At 62.0% G+C, this 24,359-nt stretch carries 19 protein-coding genes; 9 read left to right on the top strand and 10 right to left on the bottom strand.

Translation table 11 applies throughout. The features are described 5' to 3' along the window. Positions 1–103 precede the first annotated feature (103 nt). The 4 genes from AUC43_RS02740 (at position 104) to ppk1 (ending at position 8,630) form a co-directional block, all read left to right on the top strand. On the top strand, positions 104–4,036 hold the full coding sequence (locus tag AUC43_RS02740) for a metallophosphoesterase (protein ID WP_233254094.1): 3,933 nt from the start codon (positions 104–106) through the stop codon (positions 4,034–4,036). A gap of 385 nt (positions 4,037–4,421) precedes the next feature. Further along, positions 4,422–5,690 (top strand): M43 family zinc metalloprotease, encoded by a 1,269-nt coding sequence (locus AUC43_RS02735; protein WP_068189644.1) that lies wholly within the window; start codon positions 4,422–4,424, stop codon positions 5,688–5,690. 209 nt (positions 5,691–5,899) lie between these two features. Beyond that, positions 5,900–6,394, top strand: a complete 495-nt coding sequence (locus tag AUC43_RS02730; RefSeq protein WP_068189640.1) for a SixA phosphatase family protein — start codon at positions 5,900–5,902, stop codon at positions 6,392–6,394. Positions 6,395–6,515: 121 nt separating this feature from the next. Next, a complete protein-coding gene (ppk1, locus tag AUC43_RS02725; protein WP_233254093.1) occupies positions 6,516–8,630 on the top strand; it encodes a polyphosphate kinase 1 in 2,115 nt (704 codons plus the stop codon). Between the two features lie 218 nt (positions 8,631–8,848). Here ppk1 and arsS read toward each other — a convergent pair whose 3' ends face one another. The 5 genes from arsS to AUC43_RS02700 are packed head-to-tail and all read right to left on the bottom strand — an operon-like array spanning position 8,849 to position 12,911. Next, positions 8,849–9,895: an arsenosugar biosynthesis radical SAM (seleno)protein ArsS gene (gene arsS, locus AUC43_RS02720; RefSeq protein WP_068189635.1), complete on the bottom strand. Its 1,047-nt coding sequence runs from the start codon at positions 9,893–9,895 to the stop codon at positions 8,849–8,851. 46 nt (positions 9,896–9,941) lie between these two features. Continuing rightward, on the bottom strand, positions 9,942–10,274 hold the full coding sequence (locus AUC43_RS02715) for an arsenosugar biosynthesis-associated peroxidase-like protein (protein WP_068189631.1): 333 nt from the start codon (positions 10,272–10,274) through the stop codon (positions 9,942–9,944). A 57-nt stretch (positions 10,275–10,331) separates the two neighbouring features. After that, positions 10,332–11,222: an SDR family oxidoreductase gene (locus AUC43_RS02710; RefSeq protein WP_068189629.1), complete on the bottom strand. Its 891-nt coding sequence runs from the start codon at positions 11,220–11,222 to the stop codon at positions 10,332–10,334. Then, entirely contained in the window at positions 11,215–12,219 is a 1,005-nt protein-coding gene (locus AUC43_RS02705) for an NAD-dependent epimerase/dehydratase family protein (protein ID WP_068189627.1), read from the bottom strand. Before AUC43_RS02705 ends, AUC43_RS02710 begins: the two co-directional genes overlap by 8 nt. Then, positions 12,219–12,911, bottom strand: coding sequence for a TIGR04283 family arsenosugar biosynthesis glycosyltransferase (locus tag AUC43_RS02700; protein WP_068189624.1), 693 nt, complete (start codon positions 12,909–12,911; stop codon positions 12,219–12,221). Before AUC43_RS02700 ends, AUC43_RS02705 begins: the two co-directional genes overlap by 1 nt. Positions 12,912–13,179: 268 nt before the next feature. Here AUC43_RS02700 and AUC43_RS02695 point away from each other — a divergent pair, with 268 nt between their 5' ends. Next, entirely contained in the window at positions 13,180–13,986 is an 807-nt protein-coding gene (locus tag AUC43_RS02695) for a DUF547 domain-containing protein (RefSeq protein ID WP_082685249.1), read from the top strand. Continuing rightward, a complete protein-coding gene (locus AUC43_RS02690) occupies positions 13,976–14,680 on the top strand; it encodes a DUF6134 family protein (RefSeq protein ID WP_233254092.1) in 705 nt (234 codons plus the stop codon). Before AUC43_RS02695 ends, AUC43_RS02690 begins: the two co-directional genes overlap by 11 nt. Positions 14,681–14,728: 48 nt before the next feature. Here AUC43_RS02690 and AUC43_RS02685 read toward each other — a convergent pair whose 3' ends face one another. The 3 genes from AUC43_RS02685 to AUC43_RS02675 all read right to left on the bottom strand — a co-directional run bounded on the left by AUC43_RS02685 (position 14,729) and on the right by AUC43_RS02675 (position 17,662). Beyond that, positions 14,729–15,829, bottom strand: a complete 1,101-nt coding sequence (locus AUC43_RS02685; RefSeq protein ID WP_157780898.1) for a hypothetical protein — start codon at positions 15,827–15,829, stop codon at positions 14,729–14,731. 165 nt (positions 15,830–15,994) lie between these two features. After that, positions 15,995–17,305, bottom strand: a complete 1,311-nt coding sequence (gene hflX / locus AUC43_RS02680; RefSeq protein ID WP_082684862.1) for a GTPase HflX — start codon at positions 17,303–17,305, stop codon at positions 15,995–15,997. A gap of 60 nt (positions 17,306–17,365) precedes the next feature. Continuing rightward, positions 17,366–17,662, bottom strand: a complete 297-nt coding sequence (locus AUC43_RS02675; RefSeq protein ID WP_068189613.1) for a c-type cytochrome — start codon at positions 17,660–17,662, stop codon at positions 17,366–17,368. A 157-nt stretch (positions 17,663–17,819) separates the two neighbouring features. On the opposite strand from AUC43_RS02675, the gene AUC43_RS02670 reads away from it, so the two are divergent. Next, on the top strand, positions 17,820–18,983 hold the full coding sequence (locus AUC43_RS02670) for a glycosyltransferase family 4 protein (protein WP_068189610.1): 1,164 nt from the start codon (positions 17,820–17,822) through the stop codon (positions 18,981–18,983). Continuing rightward, the gene (rfbC, locus tag AUC43_RS02665) at positions 18,983–19,531 is read left to right on the top strand and encodes a dTDP-4-dehydrorhamnose 3,5-epimerase (protein WP_068189605.1); all 549 of its coding nucleotides are present in this window, start codon (positions 18,983–18,985) and stop codon (positions 19,529–19,531) included. The genes AUC43_RS02670 and rfbC overlap by 1 nt, the downstream gene beginning before the upstream one ends. 102 nt (positions 19,532–19,633) lie before the next feature. Here the strand turns inward: rfbC and AUC43_RS02660 are convergent, their stop codons facing one another. Further along, positions 19,634–20,932 (bottom strand): UDP-N-acetylmuramoyl-tripeptide--D-alanyl-D-alanine ligase, encoded by a 1,299-nt coding sequence (locus AUC43_RS02660; RefSeq protein WP_068198120.1) that lies wholly within the window; start codon positions 20,930–20,932, stop codon positions 19,634–19,636. Positions 20,933–21,038: 106 nt separating this feature from the next. On the opposite strand from AUC43_RS02660, the gene AUC43_RS02655 reads away from it, so the two are divergent. Beyond that, positions 21,039–23,333 carry a T9SS type A sorting domain-containing protein gene (locus AUC43_RS02655; RefSeq protein WP_082684861.1) on the top strand — a complete coding sequence of 765 codons (2,295 nt, stop codon included), beginning with the start codon at positions 21,039–21,041 and terminating at the stop codon, positions 23,331–23,333. Positions 23,334–23,695: 362 nt separating this feature from the next. Here AUC43_RS02655 and AUC43_RS20775 read toward each other — a convergent pair whose 3' ends face one another. After that, positions 23,696–24,268, bottom strand: coding sequence for a hypothetical protein (locus tag AUC43_RS20775; protein ID WP_157780897.1), 573 nt, complete (start codon positions 24,266–24,268; stop codon positions 23,696–23,698). Between the last annotated feature and the right edge of the window lie 91 nt (positions 24,269–24,359).

Genomic DNA, 24,359 nt, shown 5'->3' with positions numbered 1-24,359 from the left:
TTGCTACAGTGCCCGGAGAAGGGGTGCAACTGCCCCGCCCATTTATTGATTTATGCCTCTACTTTTTCGCTTTCGACCCGCGCTGCTAACGCTTTGCGCGGTTTTGGCGTTCCCATTCAGCAGCCTGGCCCAGGGCGAGTCCAGCCAGAACCCGCTCGTTTCCCGCCCCAACTACCGCCGCGGCGGCCTTGACTGGAAAAGCAAGGTGCCGCCCGACAGCGCCCACATTCGGTACACGGTGTTTTTGATTGGCGACGTGGGCAAGCCCGCTTCCAAGGCCAACGGGGGCGAGCCCTCGTTGAATTTCCTGCGCAAGAAAATCATGGAGGCCGGGGCCAAGAGCACCACGATTTTCCTCGGCGACAACGTGTACGAGTTCGGCATGCCCGAGGAAGGCGCCTACGACCGCAAGGCGTCGGAGGAGCGCCTGCGCGACCAGATAGACGTGCTGCGCAACTATAAGGGCGAGAAGTACATGATTCCCGGCAACCACGACTGGAAGCAGGGGCTTAAAGGGGGCCTGGAGCAGGTGCTGCGCGAGCAGCGCTTTGCCGAAAACTACATGGCCCAGGACTCGGCGGCCTTTGCCTACACCGGCGACTTCATCACGCCGGCCAACGGCTGCCCGGGCCCTTATGAAATCCGCCTGCAGGACGACCTGGTGCTCATCACCATCAACTCGCAGTGGTTTCTCACCAACCGCAACGAGCGGCCCTACGGCGCCGACGGCGGCTGCGGCGTGGAAGACGAAACCGATTTCATGGCCCAGTTGGAGGACATCATTGCCCGCAACAAGGACAAGAACATCATGGTGGTGGGCCACCACCCGCTGTTCAGCGACGGGGTGCACGGCGGGTACTTCACGCTCGGCGACCACATCTTCCCCATCAGCATCGTGTACAAGTACGCGTTTCTGCCCTTGCCCATAATCGGCTCCATTTACCCGTTTGCCCGCAAGTACGGCGGGGTGAGCCAGGACGTGGCCTACCCGGCGTACCAGGCCTACAAAAAGGGGCTGATGGATATTTTTGATAAGTACCCCAACATCATTTACGCAGCCGGGCACGAACACAACCTGCAGTATTTCAAGGAGGGCACCACGCACTGCATCGTGAGCGGCTCGGGCTGCAAAACCCAGCACGTGAAGCCCGGCGACGGCGGTGGCGCCCTGTTTTCGGACAAGGAGAAGGGCTGGGCCCGCGTGAACTACTACGACGACGGCCAGGTCTGGACCGAATACTTCGTGCCCGAGGGCAAGGGCGATAAGGCCCGGCTGGTGTTTCGCACCCCGCTCTACGCCAAGACTACCTTCGACGTAGCCACCACCGAGGCAGCCCCCGTGACGCCCGTGGAAAAGCAGCGCCGCAAAGAAAAAGGCAGCGTGACCGTGCCGGCCCTGCCCACGACCCGGCCCAACTTCCGCGACAGCAGCGTGGTGGTGGCCGTGAACCCGCGCTACGACAAGCACGGCAAGCTGCACAACTGGCTGCTGGGCGAGCACTACCGCAAGGAGTGGGCCACGCCCGTGAAGTTTCCGCTGCTGGACCTGGCCCACGACAAGGGCGGTCTGGTGCCCTACAAAACCGGCGGCGGCAAGCAAACGGCCTCGCTGAAGGTGCGCAACGAAGAAGGCCACAACTTCACGCTGCGCGGCATCGACAAAGACCCCGCCGCCGTGCTGCCCGAGGCCCTGCGCACGGGCTTCGCCAAAGACATCTTGCAGGACCAGATTTCGGCCCAGCACCCGTATGCCTCGTTTGTGCTGCCCCCGCTGGGCACCGCCGCGGGCATCCTGCACACCAACCCCGTGCCCGTGTACATCCCTCAAGACCCCTTGCTGGGCCAGTACTACAGCACCTTTTCGAACCAGCCCGCCGCGCTTGAGGAAGACGCCAAAGACGACCAAAGCAACGTGCCCAGCCTGGGCAACGCCAAAAACCTGGTGGGCACCGACAAGATGCTCGAGCGCCTGCTCGAAGACAACGACAACAAGATGGACCAGGTGGCCTTTGCCCGCTCGCGCCTGTTTGACATGTGGATAGGCGACTGGGACCGGCACGAAGACCAGTGGCGCTGGGCCGAAGTGAAAGACAAGGACGGCAACCGCACCTTCACGGCCGTGCCCGAAGACCGCGACATTGCCTTCTTCAAGGGCGACGGGGTGCTGCCGTTTCTGGTCAGCCGCAAGTTTGCCATCCGCAACTTCCAGAACTTCGGCTACGACTACGCCGACTACAAGGGCCTGAACCAGACCGCGCTCAGCAACGACCGCACCTTCCTGAGCGGCGTGACGCGCGAGCAGTGGGTGGCCCAGGCCCAGTACATGAAGGAGCACCTCACCGACGAGGTCATCGAAAAGGCGTTCCGCGAGAAGTGGCCCGCGGAAATCTACGCCCTGCACGGCCCCGAAATCGTGGCCAAGCTCAAGAGCCGGCGCGACCTGCTGCCCGACCTGGCCGGCAAGTACGCCAACGTGGTGGCCCAGATTGTGGAAGTGCGCGGCACCCAGAAAAACGAGAAGTTTGTGGTCGACCGCCTGCCCAACGGCGACACCCACCTCACGGTGCGCAAAATCACCAAGGAAGGCAAGGTGACCAAGGTGCTCTACGACCGGGTACTCGAGCACGGCGTCACCGACGAGGTGCGCCTCTACGGCATCCGCGGCAAGGACGTGTACGAGGTGAAGGGCGACGTGAAAAAGGCCATCAAACTGCGCCTGATTGGCGGCACCGACCGCGACACTATCACCGACGTGAGCCGCGTGGCTGGCATCGGTCACAAAACCCAGGTGTACGACGCCGATACCGGCAACGTCATCAACGTGGGCAAGGAAGCCCGCCTGCGCCTGGAGCCCGGCGTGGACGTGAGCCGCTACGACCACCCCAAGCGCTTCGACCTAAAGGACTACCGCCTCAACTACACCGGCCCGGCCCTGTTTTTTGGGTATAACATCGACGACGGCATCTTGCTGGGCGGCGGCGTCACGCACCGCCGCTACGGCTTCCGCCGCGAGCCGTTTTCGTCCGAGCAAAGCCTGGCGGCCAACTTTGCCCCCGCCCGCGATGCCTTCAACCTGAAGTACACCGGCCAGTTCACGCGCCTCATTGGCAAGTACGACCTGCACGTGGCCTCCCAGTTCTACGGCCCGCAGCTGCTCTACAACTTCTTCGGCATCGGCAACAACACCGCCAACCTGGCCACCGAAGACGCCAACCGCGGCGTGGTGACGGCCCGCACCGTGAACTCGGCCTACCGCGTGCGCTTCACCAAGTTCAACGTGGCGCCCACGCTCGAACGCAACCTGTTCAGCTTCCTGAAGCTGGGCGTGGGCCCGCAGTACGAGCAGTTCCGGGTCGAGCAGGACCCCATCGGTACCATCATCAAGGACAGCCTCACCGCCAAAGACGGGGGCGTGACGTACGAGAACCGCCGCTTCGGCATTCGGGCCTCGGACTTCCAGACCAATCAATACCTCGGCGGCCTGCTCTACCTCAACCTCGACGCCAGCTCTTCGCCCAAGAACCCGCGCATCGGCATTCGCTGGTACAACGAGGCCCAGTACAACTTCCAGCTCAACGGCGAGCAGCTGCAGTTTGGGCGCTTCACTTCCGAAATCCGGGCCTACCTCACGCCCAACCTGCCGTTTCAGATTACCTACGCCGGCCGCCTCGGCGCCACGCGCAACATCGGCGACTACCGCTTCTACCAGGCCAATACCCTGGGCGGCACCACCAACCTGCGCGGCTACCGGCGCACGCGCTACGCCGGCCGCAGCAGCGTCTACGGCAACTTCGAGGCCCGCCTGCAGCTTTTGTCGTTCAACGCCTACCTGTTTCCCGGCAAGCTCGGCATCCTGGGGCTGGCCGACTTCGGACGGGTGTATTCGGACTACGACAAGACCAACGGCATCTCGGCCTTTCACTCCGGCTTTGGCGGCGGCATCTACGTCGACGTCCTCAAGCAAGCCGTTATTAACGCCACCTACTCGGTAGGGGAGGAGAAGCTGGTGTTCGTCGGGTTCGATTTCCTCTTTTAAGCGTTTGGCAGGCCATTCCTGCTGCCAACACGCCGAAACGTCCTGCGGGCATTGTCGACCATTGGTCCGGCACTGCCCGCAGGACGTTTTGCTTTTTCTAGCTTGCCCGCGGCAACTGTTTTAGCAGCAGCGGCTAGTGTATTATTTTGGCTTTTTGCCAAATGAGGAAAGCTGAAGCAAAAGTGCGCTCATTTAATCCATTCGGCAGGGCAGCAGTATCCGGTTGCTGATTAACTGATTTAAGTGCAATTGATTTGGAATAATTTGAGCCAATCCTTTGATTATTAGGAGATGCATAGGTGCAACTTGTCGAATATTTCTTTAAATTGGCATACCCTTACCGGCGTTTTCAACCTCCTTCCCCAACCTTATTCCACACTACTACATGAACAAACTGTACCTCTCCGCGCTGGCCCTGTTGGGCAGCGCCGCTCCTCTGCTCGCGCAACAGCGCCTCAACCCCGAGGCCACCATCGAGGCCGCCACCCCCAACAGCCGCGCCTGTGCCACCATGGAGGTGCTGGAAGCCCAACTGGCCGCCAACCCGGGCCTGGCCCGGAGTATGGAAGCCATTGAGGCCCACACCAAGCAGTTCCTGGCCCGGCCCGCGCTGATGCAGCGCGGCCCCGCCGCCACCACGGTGACCATTCCGGTGGTCGTGCACGTGGTCTACAACACGACGGCCCAGAACGTAGCCGATGCCCTGATTACGGCCCAGATTCAGACCCTGAATGACGACTATGCCAAGATGAATGCGGATGCCAGCAAAGTGCCTTCAGCGTTTGCCGGGGCTGCGGCGGCTACCAACGTGCGCTTTGTACTGGCCACGGTAGACCCGACCGGCAAAACGACCACCGGCATCGTTCGCCGTTTCACCAAAACCCGTTCTTTCAGCACCAACGACGCGGTAAAATACACGAGCAAGGGCGGTGATGACGCGTGGCCCAGTGACAAATACCTGAATATGTGGCTGTGCAACCTGGGCCAGAGCCTGCTCGGCTACGCCCAGTTCCCCGGGGGCGCCCCCGCCACCGACGGCGTGGTGTGCCTGTATTCGTCGGTGCCCGGCGGCGCGGCCACCAACTACAACCAAGGCCGCACGGCCACGCACGAGGTGGGCCACTGGCTCAACCTGCGCCACATCTGGGGTGACGCCACCTGCGGCAACGACCAGGTGGCCGACACCCCTACCCAACAAACCAGCAACGGCGGCTGCCCTGCCTTTCCCCACGTAACCTGCTCGAATGGGCCGAACGGGGACATGTTCATGAACTACATGGACTACACTTATGACCAGTGCATGTACATGTTCACCGCGGGCCAGTCGGCCCGGATGGATGCCTTGTTCACGGCCGGTGGGGCGCGGTATTCCCTCCTCACTTCGCCAGCCGCCCTGCGCCAGGCTCCTGCTACTGCTACGAGCGTATCGGTTTACCCCAACCCCGCGCTGGAGTCGCTGACTTTGTCGATGCCCGCCGGCGCCGACGCGGCTCAATACGCCGTGCGGGTGTACGACATGCGCGGCCACGAAATGACTGCCGCCCGCTACGACGGCCGCGGCCAGGTGAGCCTGAGCAACCTGCCCAAGGGCCTGTACTACGTGACCATCGCCAACGGTGCCGAAACCACCCGCCAGCGCTTCGAGAAGCAATAGCCTCCCGCGGCGCCCGCTCAAACAAAAACGCCCTGCCCTTCCGGCAGGGCGTTTTTGTTGTGGGTACCAGCTAAAGCCGTAAGGCTTGGTGCGCGCGATTTCATCGGCTGCGCCTACGGCCGTGGGCCATTGGCATTCCGGTTCAGCTGCTTGCTCATATAACCTTTTCACAATACGGCGGGTAAGCAAAACGCCGTTAGCTTCGCCATATGAAAACCCTGTACCTCCTTCGCCACGCCAAATCCAGCTGGAGCTTCAACGAGCTCAGCGACCAGGAACGCCCCCTCAACGACCGTGGCCGCGACGATGCCCCCGCCATGGGCAAGGCCCTGGCCAAGCGCCACATTCGGCCCGACCTGGTGGTGAGCTCGCCGGCGGTGCGCGCCATGAGCACGGCTGTGCTAGTGGCCCGCGAGGTAGAGTACCCGCACGATAAAATCGTGGTGGAGCCTGGGATTTACGGGGCGGATGTGGACGGCTTGCTCGACGTTATCCACCACCTGCCCGATACGGCCGCATCGGTGCTGCTGGTGGGCCACAACCCCACCATCACTGAAACCGCCAACGCCTTGTCGCCTTCCTCGCTAAACGAGATGCCGACCGCTGCCGTGGTGTGCCTGCGTTTCGACTGCGACCATTGGGCCGACGTGAGCAAGGCCAACGCCGAATTCTACTTCTACGACTACCCCCGGAACGTTAAGTAACGGTTAAAAGCCGGGCGGTTAAAAGCTCGGCTGTGGCCATGCGGCTGGGGATGCCGTAGAAGAAGCCGCGCCCGGTGGGCATTCCACCGCCGGGAGTTTACCCGCTAATTCTTTGTCTGCTTTGAAAACCCTCTCCCGCGACTTGAGCTGGCTTCGCTTCAATGCCCGCGTGCTTCAGGAAGCGCAGAGCCCCGACGTGCCGCTGCTGGAGCGGCTCAAGTTCCTGGCCATTTTCAGCAGCAACCTCGACGAGTTTTTTAAGGTGCGGGTGGCCACCCTGCGGCGGCTCACCAACCTAAAGAAGAAAACGCGCGCCAAGCTCGGCGACAGCCCGAAGCGCCAGCTGCGCGAGGTGCTGGTCGAGGTATCGCGGCAGCAGGAGGAGTTCGGGGCCACGTTTCGGGAGCAGCTGCTGCCCGAGCTAAACCGCCACCACATTCACCTGCTGAACGAGGCCGACCTCACCGACCAGCAGCGTGCCTGGACGACCCGCTACTTCGAGGAAAAGGTGCGCGACCTGCTCTCGCCGGTGGCGCTGGACGACACCCTGCACCACCTGTTTCTGAAAGACCAGGCCGTGTACCTCACGTTCTTTCTCAGCCAGCCCCGCGAGGCCCAGGCCGGCGCCCACGCCGAGCGGGTGCTGGTGATGGAGCTGCCCACCAAGCGCCACGGCGGCCGCTTTGTGCGCCTGCCCGACGAAGGCGAGGAGCGCTACGTGCTGTTTCTGGACGACGTGATTCGCGTGGGCGCCCCCGCGCTGTTTCCGGCCTACGAGCGGGTGGAAGTCAACGCCATCAAGCTCTCGCGCGATGCCGAGCTGGACATCGAAGAAGAAGTATCGGGCGACCTGATGGAGAAAATCCGTAGCAGCCTGGCCAAGCGCGCCACCGGCTTCCCTGCCCGCCTGCTCTACGACCCCCGGATGCCCAAGGAAACCCTGCGGGCCATCAAGCAGAAAACCGGCATCACCGACGACGCCTTGGTAGAAGGCAGCCGCTACCACAACTTCCGCGACTTTTTTGGCTTCCCCCACTTCGACGAGCCCAGTTTCCACTACCCGGCCCGGCCGGCGCTGCCGCATCCCACGCTGCCGCGCACGGGCAGTTTGCTGGCCGCCATCGGCCAGCGCGACCACCTGCTGCACCCGCCCTACCAGTCGTTTGACTACGTGACGCGCCTGCTGCGCGAAGCCGCCGCCGACCCGCGCGTGTCGGCCATCAGCATCACGCTCTACCGCGTGGCCAGCAAAAGCGCCGTGGTGAAAGCCCTGATGAAAGCCGCCCGGCACGGCAAGCAGGTGACGGTGGTAGTGGAGCTGAAAGCCCGCTTCGATGAGGAGTCCAACCTGTTTTGGGCCGATAAGCTGCAGCGGGCGGGCGCGCACGTCATCTTCACGCCGCCCGAGCTGAAGGTGCACAGCAAGCTGCTGCTCATTGCCCGCCGCGAGGCCGACGAAACCACCCGCCAGTATGCCTATTTCAGCACCGGCAACTTCAACGAAAGCACCAGCCAGCTCTACACCGACCACGGCCTGTTTACGGCCCACGAAGGTCTGACCCGCGAAGCCGCCGCCGTATTTGGCTACCTGCGCGACCAGCAGGCCGTGCCGCAGCTCGAGCTGCTGCTCGTAGCGCCGTTTGGCCTGCGCACCGGCCTCAACGCCCTGATTGACTACGAAATCAAGCAAGCCAAAAAAGGCAAGGAGGCCTACATTATTCTCAAAATGAATGCCCTGGAAGACCGCGGCATGATTGCCAAGCTCTACCACGCCAGCGAAGCCGGTGTGCGGATTGAGCTAATCGTGCGGGGCATCGGCTGCCTGGTACCGGGCCAGGCGGGCTACAGCGAAAACATCAGCCAGCGCGGCCTCGTGGACCGGTACCTGGAGCATAGCCGGGTGTACGTTTTCGCCCACGGCGGCGAGGAAAAAGTCTTCGTTTCATCCGCCGACTGGATGACCCGCAACCTTGACCGGCGCGTGGAAGTAGCCTTCCCCATTCTCGACGCCGGTCTGCGGGCCGAGGTGCGGTATCTGCTCGATTTGCAGCGCCAGGACAACGTCAAGGCCCGGGACTTTGAAAACTGTTTCGTGCTGCCCGAGGAAGGAAAGAAGCCGGTGCAAGCGCAGGTGGCTACGTATGCATGGCTGAAAGGGATGAAGCGGCGGGCCCGGGCGGCTGCTCAGCCTGCGGCGGTAGCCAAGCGCGGCCCTGTTTCGAAGAAAAAGGGCTAATAGCTCCTGTCGTTGCGAGGAGGCACGACGAAGCAATCCGTCCTGTGTCCTGTAAAAGCCAGACACTTTCTAAAGCGACAAGCCCCGGTACTGCACAGTGCTGGGGCTTGTCGCTTTAAAAGCGTTTGTCACACTTCGGGGTTGGTCGCAGTGTGAGGACGGATTGCCACAGCCTGCGGCCTCGCAATGACAGAACCGTTTCAGGCGCTCCCTCTTGCCTACGCCACGGCCCCGCCACAACTGGAACCGCTGCCGGCCGTGCAGCCATAGCAGTGCTGGTTCACCACAATGCTCCGCTGAGCCAAGGCCGCGGCATCGAAGTCGCGGATGTGCTTGCCTGGGCTGGCCACATACAAATCCAACATCTGGTTGAAGTCGCAGTCGTACAGGCCGCCGTCCCAGCCCACCGAGATGGTGTTGCGGCACATCACGCCTGCGGCGGCCGCGGGGTTGAAGGCATTCACCAGCTTCTCCATGTAGCCGGCGTAGTTTTTGGACTCAATCAGGTAATCGAGGTAGCGGCTCACCGGTATGTTGGTGATGGCAAACAGCTCGTTGAATACGATGCCGAAGTCCTTGGCCAGGGCGCGCTTAAACTGGTCCTGCAGGGCCTTTTGCGAGCCGGGCAGAAAGGCGCCGCTGGGGTTGTACACCAGGTTGAGTACCAGGCCGGTGCCTTCCTGGCCGTAGCCCACGGCATTGAGCATTTTCAGGGCCTTAATGGAGTCGGCAAAGACGCCGTCGCCGCGCTGGCGGTCGGTTTTGTCGGCGCTGTAGAAAGGCAGGGAGCTGACCACTTCCACGCCGTGCAGCTTAAAGAAGTCGGGTAGGTCGTAGTACTTCTTGTTAGCCACAATGATGGTGAGGTTGCAGCGCACCAGCACCTTGCGGCCCAGCTTGCTGATTTCCTCCACAAACCACCGGAAGTCGGGGTTCATCTCGGGGGCGCCCCCGGTCAGGTCCACGGTCTGGATGTCGCTTTGGGCCAGCGCGTCCAGGCACAGCTGCATGGTCTCGCGGGTCATGATTTCCTTGCGGTCGGGGCCGGCGTCCACGTGGCAGTGCTTGCACACCTGGTTGCACATTTTGCCCACGTTGATTTGCAGAATGGCCGGCGCAAACGACTGCAGCGGAAACAGGTCCGCCCCGCGCATCTTTTCGTGGAACAGCGGCAGGTGCAGCGTTTCGGCTACTTCGGTGCGCAGCACCGTGAGCTGAAAGGCGGAATCAGCCAGTTGGTGGCCCGTGGCCTTGAGGGATTTCATCGATTGCAAGGAAGTAAATAACAACTGGGGCCGCAGCCTCAGGCAATTACATAGACAGGTCTTTGGCTTTGTTCATCATCTGCACGCTGTGCACCAGCGTGGCCCCGCCCCGAATGGCGGCGGCTACGTGCACGGCTTCCATCATTTCCGGCTCGGTGCAGCCCTTTTCCAGGGTATCCGAGGTGTACGCGTCGATGCAGTAGGGGCACTGCACGGCGTGCGCCACGGCCAAGGCAATGAGCGACTTCTCGCGGGCCGTGAGGGCTCCTTCGGCGAATACGGAGCCGTAGTAGGAGAAAAATTTCTCGGCAAATTCCGGCTGGAATTCGGAGATGTTGCCGAATTTCTTGAGGTCGCCGGGGTTGTAATAAGTATCCATTGGATGGGTTGTTGAGAACATACGAAAAATAGTGAAGGTCCGGGTTTACGGCCGCGGTTATTCGTAGAAATGCCGCAGGCGCCGAATTGTTGTGAGCACCACCCAATCGCCTAGGCGGGGCAGGTAGGTATGAATCAGCACAATCAGGCGGCCTAGGGCCGAAATTACGGTGCGCTGCCGCCGCCGCCGAATGTGTTTCAGGATGATGCCGGCCACCTGTCCCTGCGATTTTTGCCAGCGCGGCGGGCGGTGCGCAATGGGCACGGGCCGCCCGGCCGCATCCAGCACGCGCTTGTCGGCGTCGTTTTGGGTGAAGCCGATGTGCACCACGCCGAAGTGAATGCCGGTGTGGTCGAGCTCGAGCCGGAGCGTGTGTGCCAGGTTGGCCACGGCCGCTTTTCCGGCGCAGTACGCTGACCCGCTGGGCATGCCGTTCAGCGCCGAGATGGAGGAGATAAACGTGACGCTGCCCCGGGTTTTGGTCAGGTGCGGCAGCGCGGCCTTGAGCGGGTACACGGTGCCGTACACGTTGCTGTCGAGCACTTGCCGGAACACCTCGGGCTGCATATCGGCAAAGTAGGCCCGCATCGAAATGCTGGCATTGGTGATGAGGATATTGAGCTGACCAAACTCCCGGATAGCGGTATCAATCAGCCGTTCGCAGTCGGCATAGTCAGTCACGTCGGCCTGGCAGCTGGCTACAGCCAGTCCGGCCTGGGCAAAGGCCAGCCGGGTCTGCTCCAGGCGCTCGGCGTTACGTCCGTTGAGCACCACGGCGGCTCCGTTTTCGCAGAGGGCCCGCGCCGTTTCGCGCCCAATGCCCGATTCGGAGCCGGTGACGATGGCCACTTGGCCCGCAAACGGCCCCGTGCGCACCACCGCGGGCGGCCGTGACAACGTGGGGCTAGCCGTGAGCAAGGTGCCCGCCATGGGATTCGTATCAAACATAATGATTGGTTTTAAACCAGTCGAAGGCTTCCTGAACGGCTTGCTCTAAAGCGGTTTGGGGCATACTAAGTTCGACAATAGCTTTCTGGGCGCTGAAATAGTGGCCATCGTTGGCCACCGCCACCATGGCCGAATTGAGCTGGGCCGGCTGTCCGCTCCAGCGGGCTTTCAAGTCGCAGGCCGCCCCGTAAGCTCGGGCTACGGCCGCCGGGATGGGCCACCGCGCCGGCGGCACGCCCATGACGCGCGCCATCAGCCCAAAAGCTTCCCGGTAGCTTAGGTTCTGGTTGCCCAAGATGTAGGATTCTCCAACCTGGCCTTTGCTCAGGGCGTTGACGGTGGCCACGGCCACATCCCGCACATGCACGTAGTTTTTGCCGCCGGGCGGGTAGCCCAATAGTCGGCCCCGGTGCAGCTCCAGCAGCAGGGCATTGGAGGTGGGTTTTGCATCGCCGGGACCCAGCATGAAGGTGGGGTGAACCAGCACGGCGGGCAGGTTCCATTCGGCTACGGCGCGTTGCACGCGGACGGTGGCGGCGCGCTTGCTGTCCATGTAGTCCAGGCCGTAGCGGGTGCCGGAGAAGGGACGGGTTTCATCGCCGGGCTGCGAGACGCTCCCAAAGCCGAAAACGTTGGCGGTGCCCACGTACACGAATCGTTCAACTTTAGCCTCTTGAGCTAGCTGCAGCACGGTTTCGGTGCCCGTGTCGTTCACGGCCCACACGGCCGGGTTGCGGGCCGGGTTCACCTGGGCCAGGGCGGCGGCGTGGATGATGGCCATGCAGCCATCTGCCGCGCCGGCCACCGTGTTGGGCTGGCCAATGTCGCCCTCGCGGCACTCGATGGGCAGGCTGTGCAGCGGCGGCAGGGCCGAAGAGGTCGTGCGGTTTTGGGGCCGTACCAGGGCCCGCACGTTGTAGTTGCGCCGCAGCAGTTCGGCTACGATGTGGCGCCCCAGGAAGCCGTTGGCGCCGGTAACGAGAACGGTGGGCGGCATCAGCGGTAGTTGAGCATGGCTTTGTAGGTGCGCGCAATGCGGGTGGGCGGCACCTTCAGGAAAAACAGCGAAAGCGCCGTTAAATTGGCTATTTGCACGCGCAGCCAGCTGTTGGTTTCGTACTTGCGGGCCGACACGCGCACGTCTTGGGGGATGATGAAAAAGGAGGCCAGCTTCCGGATGCGGAGGATGATTTCAAAGTCCTCCATGATGACGAACCGCTCGTTGAACCCGCCCAACCGCTGAAACAGGTCGCGCGTGACGAACAGCGTCTGGTCGCCGCCGCGGCTCATGATGCCTGGAAAGCGGGTGCCGTAGCTGTTGATGCGCAGCAAAGGGTGCTTGGAGTCGAACCGAAACCGGTAGCAGCCCGCTTCGTGCCCCGCGGCCACGGCTGCCTCAATGGTGGCCACGTAGTCGGGGTGAATGCCCACGTCGGCGTGCACGAAGTAGAGGATGTCGCCGGTGGCCTGCTGCGCTCCGTAGTTCATCTGAGCCGCGCGGCCGGGCTTGGGGGCCAGCAGCACGGTGGCTCCGGCCTGGCGGGCGGCTTCGGCGGTGCCGTCGGGGCTGTGCGCGTCCACTACCAGTATTTCGACCAGGTGGGCGGGGGCGTGGCGGCGCAGGTCGGCTACGAGTTGGGCGATGTTAGCGGCTTCATTGTAGGTGGGAATGATAACGCTAAGAGCCATAACGGTTGAGTTGGTAGGAGGTGCAAATTCCTTACTTTTTGCCATACTTACGAGCTTCACCCGCTAAAAGACTTCGCTAGTAGGCACTGTGGGCGTAAGACCGCTGAAAGGAGAAGCACAGCAACTGCCGCCTGGCCAGCAGTGCAGTGGTCAACAACATCGGAAAAGGGCGTTTCGGAAGCTTACGCAAGGGCGGCTCCGGGCAGTTTGGCGCGGCAGAAATCTTTATTGGGCCGGTGGCACGTATATGGCCCTGATGACCAATTTCATGAAAATAACCCGCTTACCGGCCGTAGCCCTGCTGGCCCTCGGCCTGACGACGCTCACCGCCTTCCGCACGCCGGCTTTTTCTTCGCATTCGCCTGAGCACAAGGCGCTGGCCAGCCATGCTGCCACCGCGGTAGACCACAGCGCCTACGACCGGCTGCTGAAAAAATACGTGAACGAGAAGGGCCTGGTCAACTACAAGGGCCTGATGGCCGACCAGAAAGACTTCAATCGGTACCTCGACCTGCTGAGCAAGAATCCGCCGGCCGCCAGCTGGAGCAAGCACGAGCAGATGGCCTACTGGATTAACGCCTACAATGCCTACACCATGCGCCTGGTGCTGGACCACTACCCGGTGCAGAGCATCAAGGACATTGGCTCCAAAATCAAGATTCCGTTTGTGACCACGCCCTGGGCAGCCAAGTTTTTCAGCATCGGCAGCACAAAGATGAGCCTGGACAACATTGAGCACGGCACACTGCGCAAGAAATACAACGACCCCCGCATTCACTTTGCACTGGTGTGCGCGTCCATTTCCTGCCCCCGGCTGCGAAACGAGGCCTACACCGCCGACAAGCTCGAGCGCCAGCTCGACGACCAGGGCCACGACTTCCTGAACAACCCGGCCAAGAACAAAATCAGCCAGGATGCCGCCCAGCTTTCCAAGTACTTCGACTGGTACAAGGGCGACTGGAGCAACAACAGCCAGTCGGTGGTGAGCTGGGTAAACAAGTACTCCACCGCCAAAATGAGCAACAGCACCAAGGTCACGTACCTGGACTACAACTGGAACCTGAATGAGCAATAAGGCCGCCGAGCCAGAAGCCGAACGCCAAGTTGAGCTGGCCGGAAGCCCCGCGCTGCGCTATTCTCTTCCTACTGTCCTGCGGCGCCTACTAACCGTTGGTAGCCTGTGTTTACTGCCGTCGGCTGGGCAGGCCCAGACGCTGAAAGCTGCGGCGGTAGAAACCCGCCGGTACGCCATCGAAGTGGCCGGCCTGCGGGTGGGCACCATGACGGCCACCCGCCAGCCCCAAGCAGGCACCGACGTGCTGTACACCTTGGTGAGCGATGTGAAGGTCAACTTCCTGCTCTACCATCTGAAAATTTATTACCAGGTGAGCAACCGCTTCCGCAACGGGCAGCTCCTGCTCTCGACGGTGGAGGCCCATACCAACCAAGGGGATTTCTCCTCCCGCACCGAGTGGAAGGGCGACCATTACGACATCGTGGCCGACCAATACAAGCACCACTACCGCGCCACCGAAACCCAGCCGATTACCTACGCCGTGACCAACCTCTTCTTCGGCGAGCCCGGCGCACACCGCAAAGCTTTCGCGGAATACTTTGGCGACTATTTTAGCCTGAACAGCACCGCCGCGCATACCTACCAGGCGCAGCGCGACGGCCGCGAAGACGAGTACCAGTACGCCAACGGCCAGCTGGTCACCATCATCAAAAAGAATCCGCTCAAAAACTTTATTATCCGCCTGCTGCCCTGAGCCCGGCCGGAAATTGAGCTAACAGTCGCCCCGTTCCGGGACGGCGAACTAACGCGGGCGCTGCGCTTTCTGCAGCAGCTTGCGGGGCGGCACAATAAACAGGTCGAGGCTGACGTAGGGCGCGCTGCCGAGCTGGCTGTCGATGATTTGGTCGCGGCCGTTGTTGCTGCGGTCGTAGGAGTTGAGCTGGTAGTTGTAGCGGTAGCCGGCCTCGGCCCCCGCCCACAGGAAAGACAGCAGCTCGTGCTCGTAGCGCAGGCGGAATTTCAAGTCAATCTTGCGCAGCTCCAATGACGTGACCGCGGGGTTGTTGGGCGAGGCGAAGGCGTTGCGCAGCTTCAGGTTGTAGTTGGCGCTGGCCACTTCGTAGCCGGCAAACAGCAGCGACTGCGGCGAGAGGTTGCGGCGCACCAGCACCCGGGCCGGGGCCAGTGCCTCGATGCCCCAGCGCGGGTTGAACGTGCGGTTGTACACCACCACGGGGTAGATGCTCTGCCGGCCCAGTATGTAGCCCAGCTGCACGCCCACGCCCCAGGCAAACGTGGGGCTGCGCTTCCAGCCGTAGATAAACTCGGTGGTGACCTTCAGGTAGTCACTGATGCTGAGCTCATCGGAATTGTAGTCGCCATTCAGCTCGCCCTTGGTCCGGAACAGGTACCAGTGCACCGCATCGACGGGCCGAATCACGGCCAGCTGCGTGCCAATGGTGGTGAGGCCTTTGTTCTGGATGTTGCCATAGAGCCCGTACAGGTCGCTGGCCGCCGGCTCACTGAATTGAAACTCCTGGCGGTCGTAATTAAGGCCCAGCACCAGTTTTAGGTGGGGGTGGTTGAGCAGTGGAGCGTAGGCCTTCACCACCAGGTTGGCGTTTTTGGTCACGTCCATGTGGTAGTCGGGGGCGCCGTTCACGCCGGTGCTGCGCAGGCTGAAGTTGCCCGGTATCCGCTCGTACTTCACGATAAGGCCCTTGCTGGGGCCCATGCCCACCACCTGGGAATTGGCAAACGCTTGGGCATCGGTGGTGCCCAGCCCAGCAGTATCGAGGGGCGCGGGCGGGGGATATACGGGTGCATCCTGGGCAATGGCAGCGCGGCTCAGGCCCAACAACAACACACCAAGAACAGAGCGAAATGAGGAGAAATGTCGCATAGGAAAGGAGGCGTACCTAGTAGCACGCCTCCTTTCCTTACGAAAGCCTTTATTCAAAAGCTGCTAGAGACGTGCTTCAGCAACAGTATGTTAACGCCCAGCAGTGAGTAAATGAGTGAAACGGCGAGGTTGCGAACCCCACCGTTTCCTCACTCCTTGGCACTGTTAGTAATTCGCAGCCTGGTACGGGTACCGCTGCTGGTGCAGGGCGGCTACGCGCTTGGCCAGCAGCTCGCGCAACTCCTCCAGGTTGGTGCGCTCCTGGGCCGACACGAACACCACCGGGTCGTGCAGCTTGGCCATGTAGGTGGCTTGCAGCTGGGCCAGCGGCGGGCGCGGGGCGGTGCCGTCGTCCTCGGCATCCAGCACTTCGCCAAAGGGGTCGTGCTGGGCATCGTCCTGCTTGTACTGGTCTATCTTGTTGAACACCAGCAAAACCGGCTTGTCGGCTGCGCCGATGTCCGACAGCGTGTCGTTCACCACCTGAATCTGCTCCTCAAAGCCGGGGTGCGAAATGTCCACCACGTGCAGCAGCAGGTCGGCTTCGCGAATCTCATCGAGCGTGCTCTTGAAGCTCTCAATCAGCTTGGTGGGCAGCTTGCGGATAAACCCAACCGTGTCGGACAACAAAAACGGCGTTTGGTCGAGCACGATTTTGCGCGTCGTGGCGTCTACGGTGGCAAACAGCTTGTTTTCGGCAAACACGTCGGCCTTGCCCAGCACGTTCATCAGGGTGCTTTTGCCCACGTTGGTGTAGCCCACTAGGGCCACGCGGATGCTGCCGCCCCGGGTTTTGCGCTGCGTGTGGGCCTGCTTGTCGAGGTCTTCGAGCTTTTCCTTCAGAAAGGCAATCCGGTCGCGCACGATGCGGCGGTCGGTTTCGATTTCGGTTTCACCCGGGCCCTTCATGCCCACGCCGCCGCGCTGCTTGTCCAAGTGAGTCCAGAGGCCGGTGAGGCGGGGGAGGAGGTACTGGTACTGGGCCAGCTCCACCTGCGTGCGCGAGGTGGCCGATTTCGCCCGCAGGGCAAAAATGTCCAGAATCAGCAGCGAGCGGTCCACGATTTTCACCAGCAGCTCGGCTTCGAGGTTGCGCAGCTGCGAGGGCGAGAGGTCGTCGTCGAACACGACCATGCTCGTACCCTCGTGCTGCACCCAGGCCTTGATTTCGGCCAGCTTGCCCTCGCCCACGTAGGTCCGGATGTCGGGCTTTTCGAGGCGCTGCACAAAGCGCTTGGTGGCGGTGGCGCCGGCCGTTTCGATGAGAAAGGCCAGCTCGTCGAGGTATTCCGTGGTTTGGGCTTCCGACTGGCGGCGCGGGGGTACGCTCACGAGCACGGCGGTTTCCTGCTCTTTGGCCGTGTCGTAGGCGCCGCCCGATTTGGTGGCGACGAAGCCGGCTTTGGCGTTGTCGGTGGTGAAGTGGCGCGTGCTGCCGCCGGGTTTGCGGCCGCCGGATGTGGGTTTGTTTGCCATAGGGAAGTTATCAGTTAGTCTCCCCTACGCGGGGGAGGAAAAAAGGTGCCCGCTGCTGCCTTAGCGCAGCGTAAGCGAGTAAGCCACCACCTGCTGCACCTGCGCCGGGGTGAGCACCTTGCCAAAGGCCGGCATCTTGCCCATGCCGTTGGTCACCAGATAGGTACGGCCAAAGGCGTTGAGGTTGCTCTTGGTAAGGTCGTGGGCGCCGTTGAGCCCTTTTTTGCCGTTGGGGCCGTGGCAGCGCACGCAATTTTTCTGGAAAATAAGCTGGCCCGGCAGCACCGGCGGCGTGGCCAACACCGGGCGGGCGGAAAGCAAGGGCAACAGCAGCAAGGCCGCAAAACGAAGGTTCATAGCAAGCACAACACACAAATGGGCCACAAAGTACCGGCTTAGCGAGCGAATGCGTGGCCGCGCGAGGGAGTAGCGCAGACAACCAGACGAGTAAAGCCCCGTAGGCCCGACCTTTGCTCCTCAATTTACTCCGCCACTCCCTCACTCCGTCACTCCCTTGCGCGTCGCTATCGTTATCAATACCAGTTGGAATATTTGGAATTTCCGGGCCAGCCTCGTGCGGGCCTTGCAGGCCGCCGGGCACGAGGTGATGGCCATTGCCCCGCCCGATGACTATTCGCAGCGGCTCGAAACCGAGCTGGGCTGTCGCTTCGTGCCCATTCTCATGGAAAACAAGGGCACCAACCCGCTGCAGGACGCCGCCCTCACCCGGCGCTTCTACCAGATTTACAAGCGCGAAAAGCCCGACGTGGTGCTGCACTACACCATCAAGCCCAACATTTACGGCAGCATCGCGGCCCGGCTGGCCGGCGTGCCCAGCATCAACAACGTGAGCGGCTTGGGCACGGTGTTCATCATCAAAAACTTCGTGAGCAAGGTGGCGCTGGGCCTCTACCGCTTCGCGTTCCGCTTCCCGCACAAGGTGTTTTTCCAGAACGGCGACGACCGGCGGCTGTTCCTCGACAACGGCCTCATTCGCCCCGAAATCACCGGCCTGCTGCCCGGCTCCGGCGTCGACACCGACCGGTTCCGGCCCGCGCCGCAGTTTCGGCGCCAAACCCCGTTTGTGTTTTTGATGGTGGCGCGGGTGCTGTACGAAAAAGGCGTGGTGGAATACTTTGAAGCGGCCAAACTCATTCGGGCGGCCGTGCCCGGCACCCGCATCCAGCTGCTGGGCGGCCTCGACGAGGCCGGCGGCGTGGGCGTGCCGCGGGCCACGTTCGAAGAGTGGTTGAAAACTGGTGATATCGAATACCTGGGCCGTTCCGACGACGTGGCCGCCCACCTGCACCGCGCCGACTGCGTGGTGCTGCCCAGCTACCGCGAAGGCACCCCCAAAACCCTGCTCGAAGCCGCGGCCGTGGGCAAGCCCCTTGTCACCACCGACGTGCCCGGCTGCCGCGAAACCGTAGTCGATGGCCTCAACGGCTACCTCTGCCAGGTACGCGACGGCCATGATTTGGCGGCCAAAATGCTCCAGGTGCTGCAGCTTTCAGAAGCCGATTTGCAGCGCATGGGCCAGGCCAGCCGCCACCTCGCCGAAACCAAATTCGACGAGAAGCTGGTGCTGGACAAGTACATCAGTGCTGTCGCGGAGGTGAAAAATAAAGCCGTGCTCCCCTCAACTCCTGCCAAAGTCCGGTCCCTACCTTTGTCCTGATGCAAGCAATACCCCACGCCCTGCCGGGCCTCATCGAATTTGTTCCGCGCTTGTTTGGCGACCCGCGGGGCGTGTTCTACGAAACCTACAGCGCCCGCCTCATGCAGGAAATGGGCCTGCCCGCCGACCTCGATTGGGTGCAGGACAACCAGTCCAAGTCGCAGCCCGGCGTGGTGCGCGGCCTGCACTTCCAGCATCCTCCCCACGCCCAAGCCAAGCTGGTGCGCGTCGCCAAGGGCCGTGCCCTCGACGTGGTGGTGGACATTCGCCGCGACTCGCCCACTTTCGGCAAGCACGCCAAGGTTGAGCTAAGCGAAGCCAAAGGCAACATTCTCTTCGTGCCGATTGGCTTTGCCCACGGCTTTGTTGCGCTGGAAGAGGACACGCTTTTTCTCTACAAGTGCTCGAACTACTACGCGCCGCCCGCTGAAGGTGGCTTGCAGTGGAACGACCCGGCCCTGGGCATCGAGTGGGGCATTGCCGACGCCCTGGTGTCGCCCAAGGATGCGGTGTTGCCCACTTTTGCCGAGTTGGACAGTCCGTTTTAGTCATTTAACATTTAGCATTTAACAAGTAACAGCCGTTCTGAAGGACCACATGGGCCCGTCGGAACGGCTGTTACTTGTTAGATGCTAATTGTTAATTGAAAATCAAAGCAGCTCCACCAGGGTCTCTAGGGCCATGCCGCGGCTGCCCTTCACCAGAACCTGCTGGCCGCGCACCGGGTGCTGTTTGAGCCATTCGGCGGCCTCGGCCTTGTTTGCAAAATGCTGGACCTGGCCTGCCGCAGATGCCGCGGCGCTCATTTCCGGCCCAATCAATAGCACGGCGGGCAGGTTTAGCTCCGCGAGCAGCTGGCCCAGCTGGCGGTGCTCGGCGGCGCTATCGTCGCCGAGTTCGAACATGTCACCCAATACCGCGAGCTTGGGTTGCCCGGCCGCGGCCGGCCGCGCCGCGAAGCTGCGCAGCGCCGCGGCCATGCTGCTGGGGTTCGCATTGTAGGCATCCAGAACCAGGTCGTTGCCGGCGGCGGTACGCAGGAGCTGCGAGCGGTTGTTCTGCGGGTTGTAGTGCGCCAGGGCGGTAGCTACTTTCTCAGCGGCGATGCCGAAGTGCAGGCCCACGGCGGCGGCAGCGGCCAGGTTCAGGAAGTTGTAGTCGCCGGTGAGCTGGGCGACGACGTCGGTGCCGTCGGCCAGGCGCAGGGCCACGGCTGGGTCGGCCGAGAGCAGCGTGGCGGGGTAGGTGTCAGCGGGTCCGGGGTAGGTGAGGCGTGTGAGCACGGCAGCGGCCAGGGAAGGCAGGCGGGCGTCGAGGGTATTGACGAACGCCGTGCCGCCGGTGCGGGCCAGGTAGTCAAACAATTCGCCTTTGCCCAGCGCCACGCCTTCGGCCCCGCCAAAGCCTTCGAGGTGGGCCTTGCCGATGTTAGTGATGAGGCCGTGCGTGGGCAGGGCCAGTTCGCACAGTTCGGCGATTTCGCGCCGGTGGTTGGCGCCCATCTCAATCACGGCGAAGTTGTGCTCGCCGGCGCGCAGGCGCAGCAGCGTGAGCGGCACCCCAATGTGATTGTTGAGGTTGCCAATGGTGGCCAGGACCTGGAATTTCTGGGCCAAGACGGCCGTGAGGAGTTCTTTGGTGGTGGTTTTGCCGTTGGAGCCCGTGATGGCCAGCACCGGAATGTCGAACTGCTGGCGGTGGTGCCGGGCCAGCTCCTGTAGGGCCACCAGCGGGTCGGGGGCGAAGGTGTAGCGGTTGGGGTCGGTGGCGGCCAGTTCGGCATCGTCGACGACGGCGTGGCGGGCGCCCTTTTCCAGGGCTTGCGGCGCAAACGCGGCGCCCCGAAAGCTGGGGCCGTTCAAGGCAAAAAACAAGGTGCCGGGCTGGGGCTGACGCGAATCGGTGCTGACGTGGCCGCTGGCGGCCAGGTAGTGGGAGTAAAGCAGCATGGGGCGGACGGTAAGGGCAAACCGGGTGTAAATTGCTGCAAAGGTGGGCGTGATTTTTGTTCCAAAAGCCATCCGGCCGCCTCAACTGTCTTGCCGACCAGCGCCCATGCTTCGTTCATACGTTTTTTTGCTGGCGCTGCTGGCGTTTTCCTTCGCTGCAAAAGCACAGACCGGCGCCGGATTTGGGTTTGAATACCGGCCCGCCGCTAAGGTGGTGGAGGGCATGGATACCCTCCGCAATGCCTGGGCCGGCGGCTTCAACACGCCCCAGTTCAGTACCATCGACCTGAACAACGACGGGCAGCCCGACCTGTTTGCCTTCGACCACGAAACCAACCGCTGCTACACGTTTTTGAGCGTGGCCGCGCCGGGCACTGCGCCCGGCCGCCGCTGGCGCTATGCCCCCGAGTACGAATCCCTCTTTCCCGCTGACCTGCAAAGCTGGGCCCTGCTGCGCGACTACGACTGCGACGGCCGCCCCGATTTGTTCACCTACATCAACGGCGGCGAAATCCGGGTGTTTCGCAATGTGCTGGCCAACGGCCGGCCCAGCTTCCAGCTCACCACCAACCAGATACGGTTTTCCGGCACGTTCTCGGGCACGGCCAACCTCACCATTGGCGGCTATAACCTGCCCGCCATCCAGGACGTGAACGGCGATGGCAAGCTCGACATCATGAGCTACGATTTCATCAGCGCCTCCTTTATTGAGCTGTACCTCAACACCAGCCCGGGCAGCTGCGGCGCCGCCCTCACCTTCACCCTGACCACCGATAACTACGGCGGCATTCAGGCCTGCGGGGGCTGCGCCAGCTACATGTTCAACGGGCAGCAGTGTTTCTTGGCACGCCCTAACCACACCGGTGGTCATAGCCTGCTGCTGCTCGACCTCGATGGCGATGGCGACCAGGACCTGCTCGACGGCCGCGACAACTGCCCCGAGCTGGTGCGGCTGCTCAACCAGGGCACGGCCCTGGCGCCCGTGCTCACGCAGGCGGGCATCAGCGCGAGTTTTCCCTCGGCGGCCACGCCGGTGCACGTGCCGGTTTTCCCGGCTGGCTACTCCTTCGATGCCAACTTCGATGGCCGCCCCGACCTGGTAGTAGCACCCAACATGCTCAATAACCTCGCCGACTTGGTGAGCTTTCGCAATTCGGTGCAGCTATTTGAGAACACCGCCGCCAGCGGCCCACCGGCCTTCGCGTACCGCCCCGCCGGCTTCCTGCAAAACGAGATGATTGACGTGAGCGAAGGCGCCGCGCCCACCCTCGGCGACCTCGACGGCGACGGCCTGCCCGACCTGCTCATCGGTAACCTCGCCGACCGGGTCAATAATGTGTACCGGGCCACGCTCACGTACTACCGCAACGTGGGCACGCGCACCCAGCCGGTGTTCAGCCTCGTCAGCCGCGACTACCTGGGCCTCTCGGCGTTGAACCTCGAGGGCCTCAAGCCGGTGCTGGTGGACCTGAACCGCGACGGCGCCCCCGACCTGGCCTACAGTGCCTGGGACCGGGGCACCAACCTCATTTACTACATTCTGAACACCGCCCGGGCGGGCCAGCCGGTGGCCTTCAGCGCGGCCAACGCCGTCAGCTTAAAGCCTCAGGGCGCGGCTACCACCGGCGTGCTGCCGTACGCCAAAGGCGACATGCCCTGCTTCACCGATGTGGACAACGACGGCTTCGTTGACCTGCTCATCGGCACCAACGAAGTGCGGGAGCCGGGCATGGCCCTCCGCTACTTCCGAAACCGCGGCCAAGGGTCTTTAGACAATGCCTTTGTGCTGGTGGATAACGATTTCGGGCGCATTCGCGACGCCACCGGTGCCCGGCCGTTCAACCTCAACCCCACGGTGGCCGACTTCGACGGCGACGGCCAGCCCGACCTGCTCACGGCCGATGCCACCGGCCTGCTGCGCTTCTTTTCCAACTACCGCGCCCAGGCAGGCTTATTCTCGGAGCGCACCGATGTGCTTTACAATCCCCTCACCAGCCAATACGAGCCCACGCGGCTGGGCCAGGAAATTTACGCGCACTACGGCCTGGCGGCCGCTGACCTGAACGGCGACGGCGCGCCCGAACTCTTCGTCGGCACCGAAGCCGGCGGCATCCTCAGCTACGGCACCCGCAACCGCACCGTCACGGCCACCCAGCCCGCCGCAGCGCGTGCCTTGGCCTTGAGCATCTATCCAAACCCTGCCACGGCCACGGCCACCGTCGAGACGGCTACTGCCACGCGCGTCACGGTGCTCGACCTCACCGGCCGCGTGGTGCAAACCGTGGGTGCCGCCCAACGCCGTCACTCGTTGAATCTGGTTGGGCTGGCTCCTGGCGTGTACCTGGTGCGGGCCGAAGGAGCCGATGGGTCGGCTGCCGTGCAGCGCCTGCTGGTGCAGTAAGGGCAGCCCGCACAGCTACTTCACAGTGGTGTTCAGTTCTAACATTCAGAACAATCAACCCGATGGAATTTAGCGCGGGTTGATTATGATGATTTCCCTCGTTTTGATTTATGGGAGGTTGTGAACGCCCGGTTATAGCAGTTCACGAAACTCATCTTCATTTTGAGTTTCGTGAACTTTGATTAGTGAACGAGTTTCTTAAACTCAATCTGAACCTTAGGGCCACTTTGCCAGTCCGGTAAACGCCGATGGGCAGTGGTTCAAGCAAAGGAGCCTTTTATTGCTCTCCCTGGGGTCTCTGCTCCCCGCTCCCCCGAGGTAAAAAGGCATTGAGCTAAGCCGCCTGCTCATCTTCCTCCCGCCTATTGTTCACCATCCCAAGTCAATATTTTATTCGGCACGTTTACCACACCTTGAAAACGTCCTTGCGTCACCTTGAACATGGTGGGGGCCCCACTGGTCGGTGGCATGAGTTGGGTTGCCGGGCAAGTAAGCTCAAATGTACCCGTGATGCGATTGCCTGCTATTTCGGTTATCTCGACATAGCCACTGGTGGCATCCGCTCGATAGGTTGCCTTATCTGGGGCGTCAAAATAAAAATCCGCTTGGCAATAGTTCTGTTTGGCGTTAGTTGAGCCCGAATTGATAGCGTGGCGTCCAACTTTCGGCAAATACGAGAAAGAGATTCTGAACCCGAGACGAGACAAGTTCAAGCTCGGCACACCCTGTGGCGATGCGCCTTCTACACTGAATACATAGCGGACTGGGGTGTAAGCATAAGAGTCGACCACAGAGGTGTACGGAGAACTTTTAGGGTCTGCCTCCCAATTCTGTCCGTTGATTTGAGCCGCCAACACGAGCGGGGGAGCCGACTCATCTTTCTTGCAACCAGCTAAACCTGATAACAGCAGCGCGCTGAGTAGTAAACGTTTCATAGGACTGCAAAACTACCGGGTGGGAGTTTATTTGAACGGTGATTTACGTAAGATTGCAAACCACTTTACATGCTACAACGACGACCGTTTA

This window comes from Hymenobacter sedentarius (genome assembly GCF_001507645.1).
In the GTDB taxonomy this organism is placed as follows: domain Bacteria; phylum Bacteroidota; class Bacteroidia; order Cytophagales; family Hymenobacteraceae; genus Hymenobacter; species Hymenobacter sedentarius.
This window is presented reverse-complemented; position numbering and strand designations above follow the sequence as displayed.

Bases quoted from the DNA above. Each gene is read 5' to 3' on its own strand.
- AUC43_RS02655 (WP_082684861.1), top strand. From the start codon at position 21,039: ATGCTTCGTTCATACGTTTTTTTGCTGGCGCTGCTGGCGTTTTCCTTC.
- AUC43_RS02695 (WP_082685249.1), top strand. From the start codon at position 13,180: ATGAAAATAACCCGCTTACCGGCCGTAGCCCTGCTGGCCCTCGGCCTG.
- AUC43_RS02685 (WP_157780898.1), bottom strand. From the start codon at position 15,829: ATGCGACATTTCTCCTCATTTCGCTCTGTTCTTGGTGTGTTGTTGTTG.
- AUC43_RS02675 (WP_068189613.1), bottom strand. From the start codon at position 17,662: ATGAACCTTCGTTTTGCGGCCTTGCTGCTGTTGCCCTTGCTTTCCGCC.
- AUC43_RS02705 (WP_068189627.1), bottom strand. From the start codon at position 12,219: ATGCCGCCCACCGTTCTCGTTACCGGCGCCAACGGCTTCCTGGGGCGC.
- hflX (WP_082684862.1), bottom strand. From the start codon at position 17,305: ATGGCAAACAAACCCACATCCGGCGGCCGCAAACCCGGCGGCAGCACG.
- AUC43_RS02730 (WP_068189640.1), top strand. From the start codon at position 5,900: ATGAAAACCCTGTACCTCCTTCGCCACGCCAAATCCAGCTGGAGCTTC.
- AUC43_RS02715 (WP_068189631.1), bottom strand. From the start codon at position 10,274: ATGGATACTTATTACAACCCCGGCGACCTCAAGAAATTCGGCAACATC.
- AUC43_RS20775 (WP_157780897.1), bottom strand. From the start codon at position 24,268: ATGAAACGTTTACTACTCAGCGCGCTGCTGTTATCAGGTTTAGCTGGT.
- AUC43_RS02700 (WP_068189624.1), bottom strand. From the start codon at position 12,911: ATGGCTCTTAGCGTTATCATTCCCACCTACAATGAAGCCGCTAACATC.
- AUC43_RS02735 (WP_068189644.1), top strand. From the start codon at position 4,422: ATGAACAAACTGTACCTCTCCGCGCTGGCCCTGTTGGGCAGCGCCGCT.
- rfbC (WP_068189605.1), top strand. From the start codon at position 18,983: ATGCAAGCAATACCCCACGCCCTGCCGGGCCTCATCGAATTTGTTCCG.
- AUC43_RS02710 (WP_068189629.1), bottom strand. From the start codon at position 11,222: ATGTTTGATACGAATCCCATGGCGGGCACCTTGCTCACGGCTAGCCCC.
- AUC43_RS02690 (WP_233254092.1), top strand. From the start codon at position 13,976: ATGAGCAATAAGGCCGCCGAGCCAGAAGCCGAACGCCAAGTTGAGCTG.
- arsS (WP_068189635.1), bottom strand. From the start codon at position 9,895: ATGAAATCCCTCAAGGCCACGGGCCACCAACTGGCTGATTCCGCCTTT.
- AUC43_RS02660 (WP_068198120.1), bottom strand. From the start codon at position 20,932: ATGCTGCTTTACTCCCACTACCTGGCCGCCAGCGGCCACGTCAGCACC.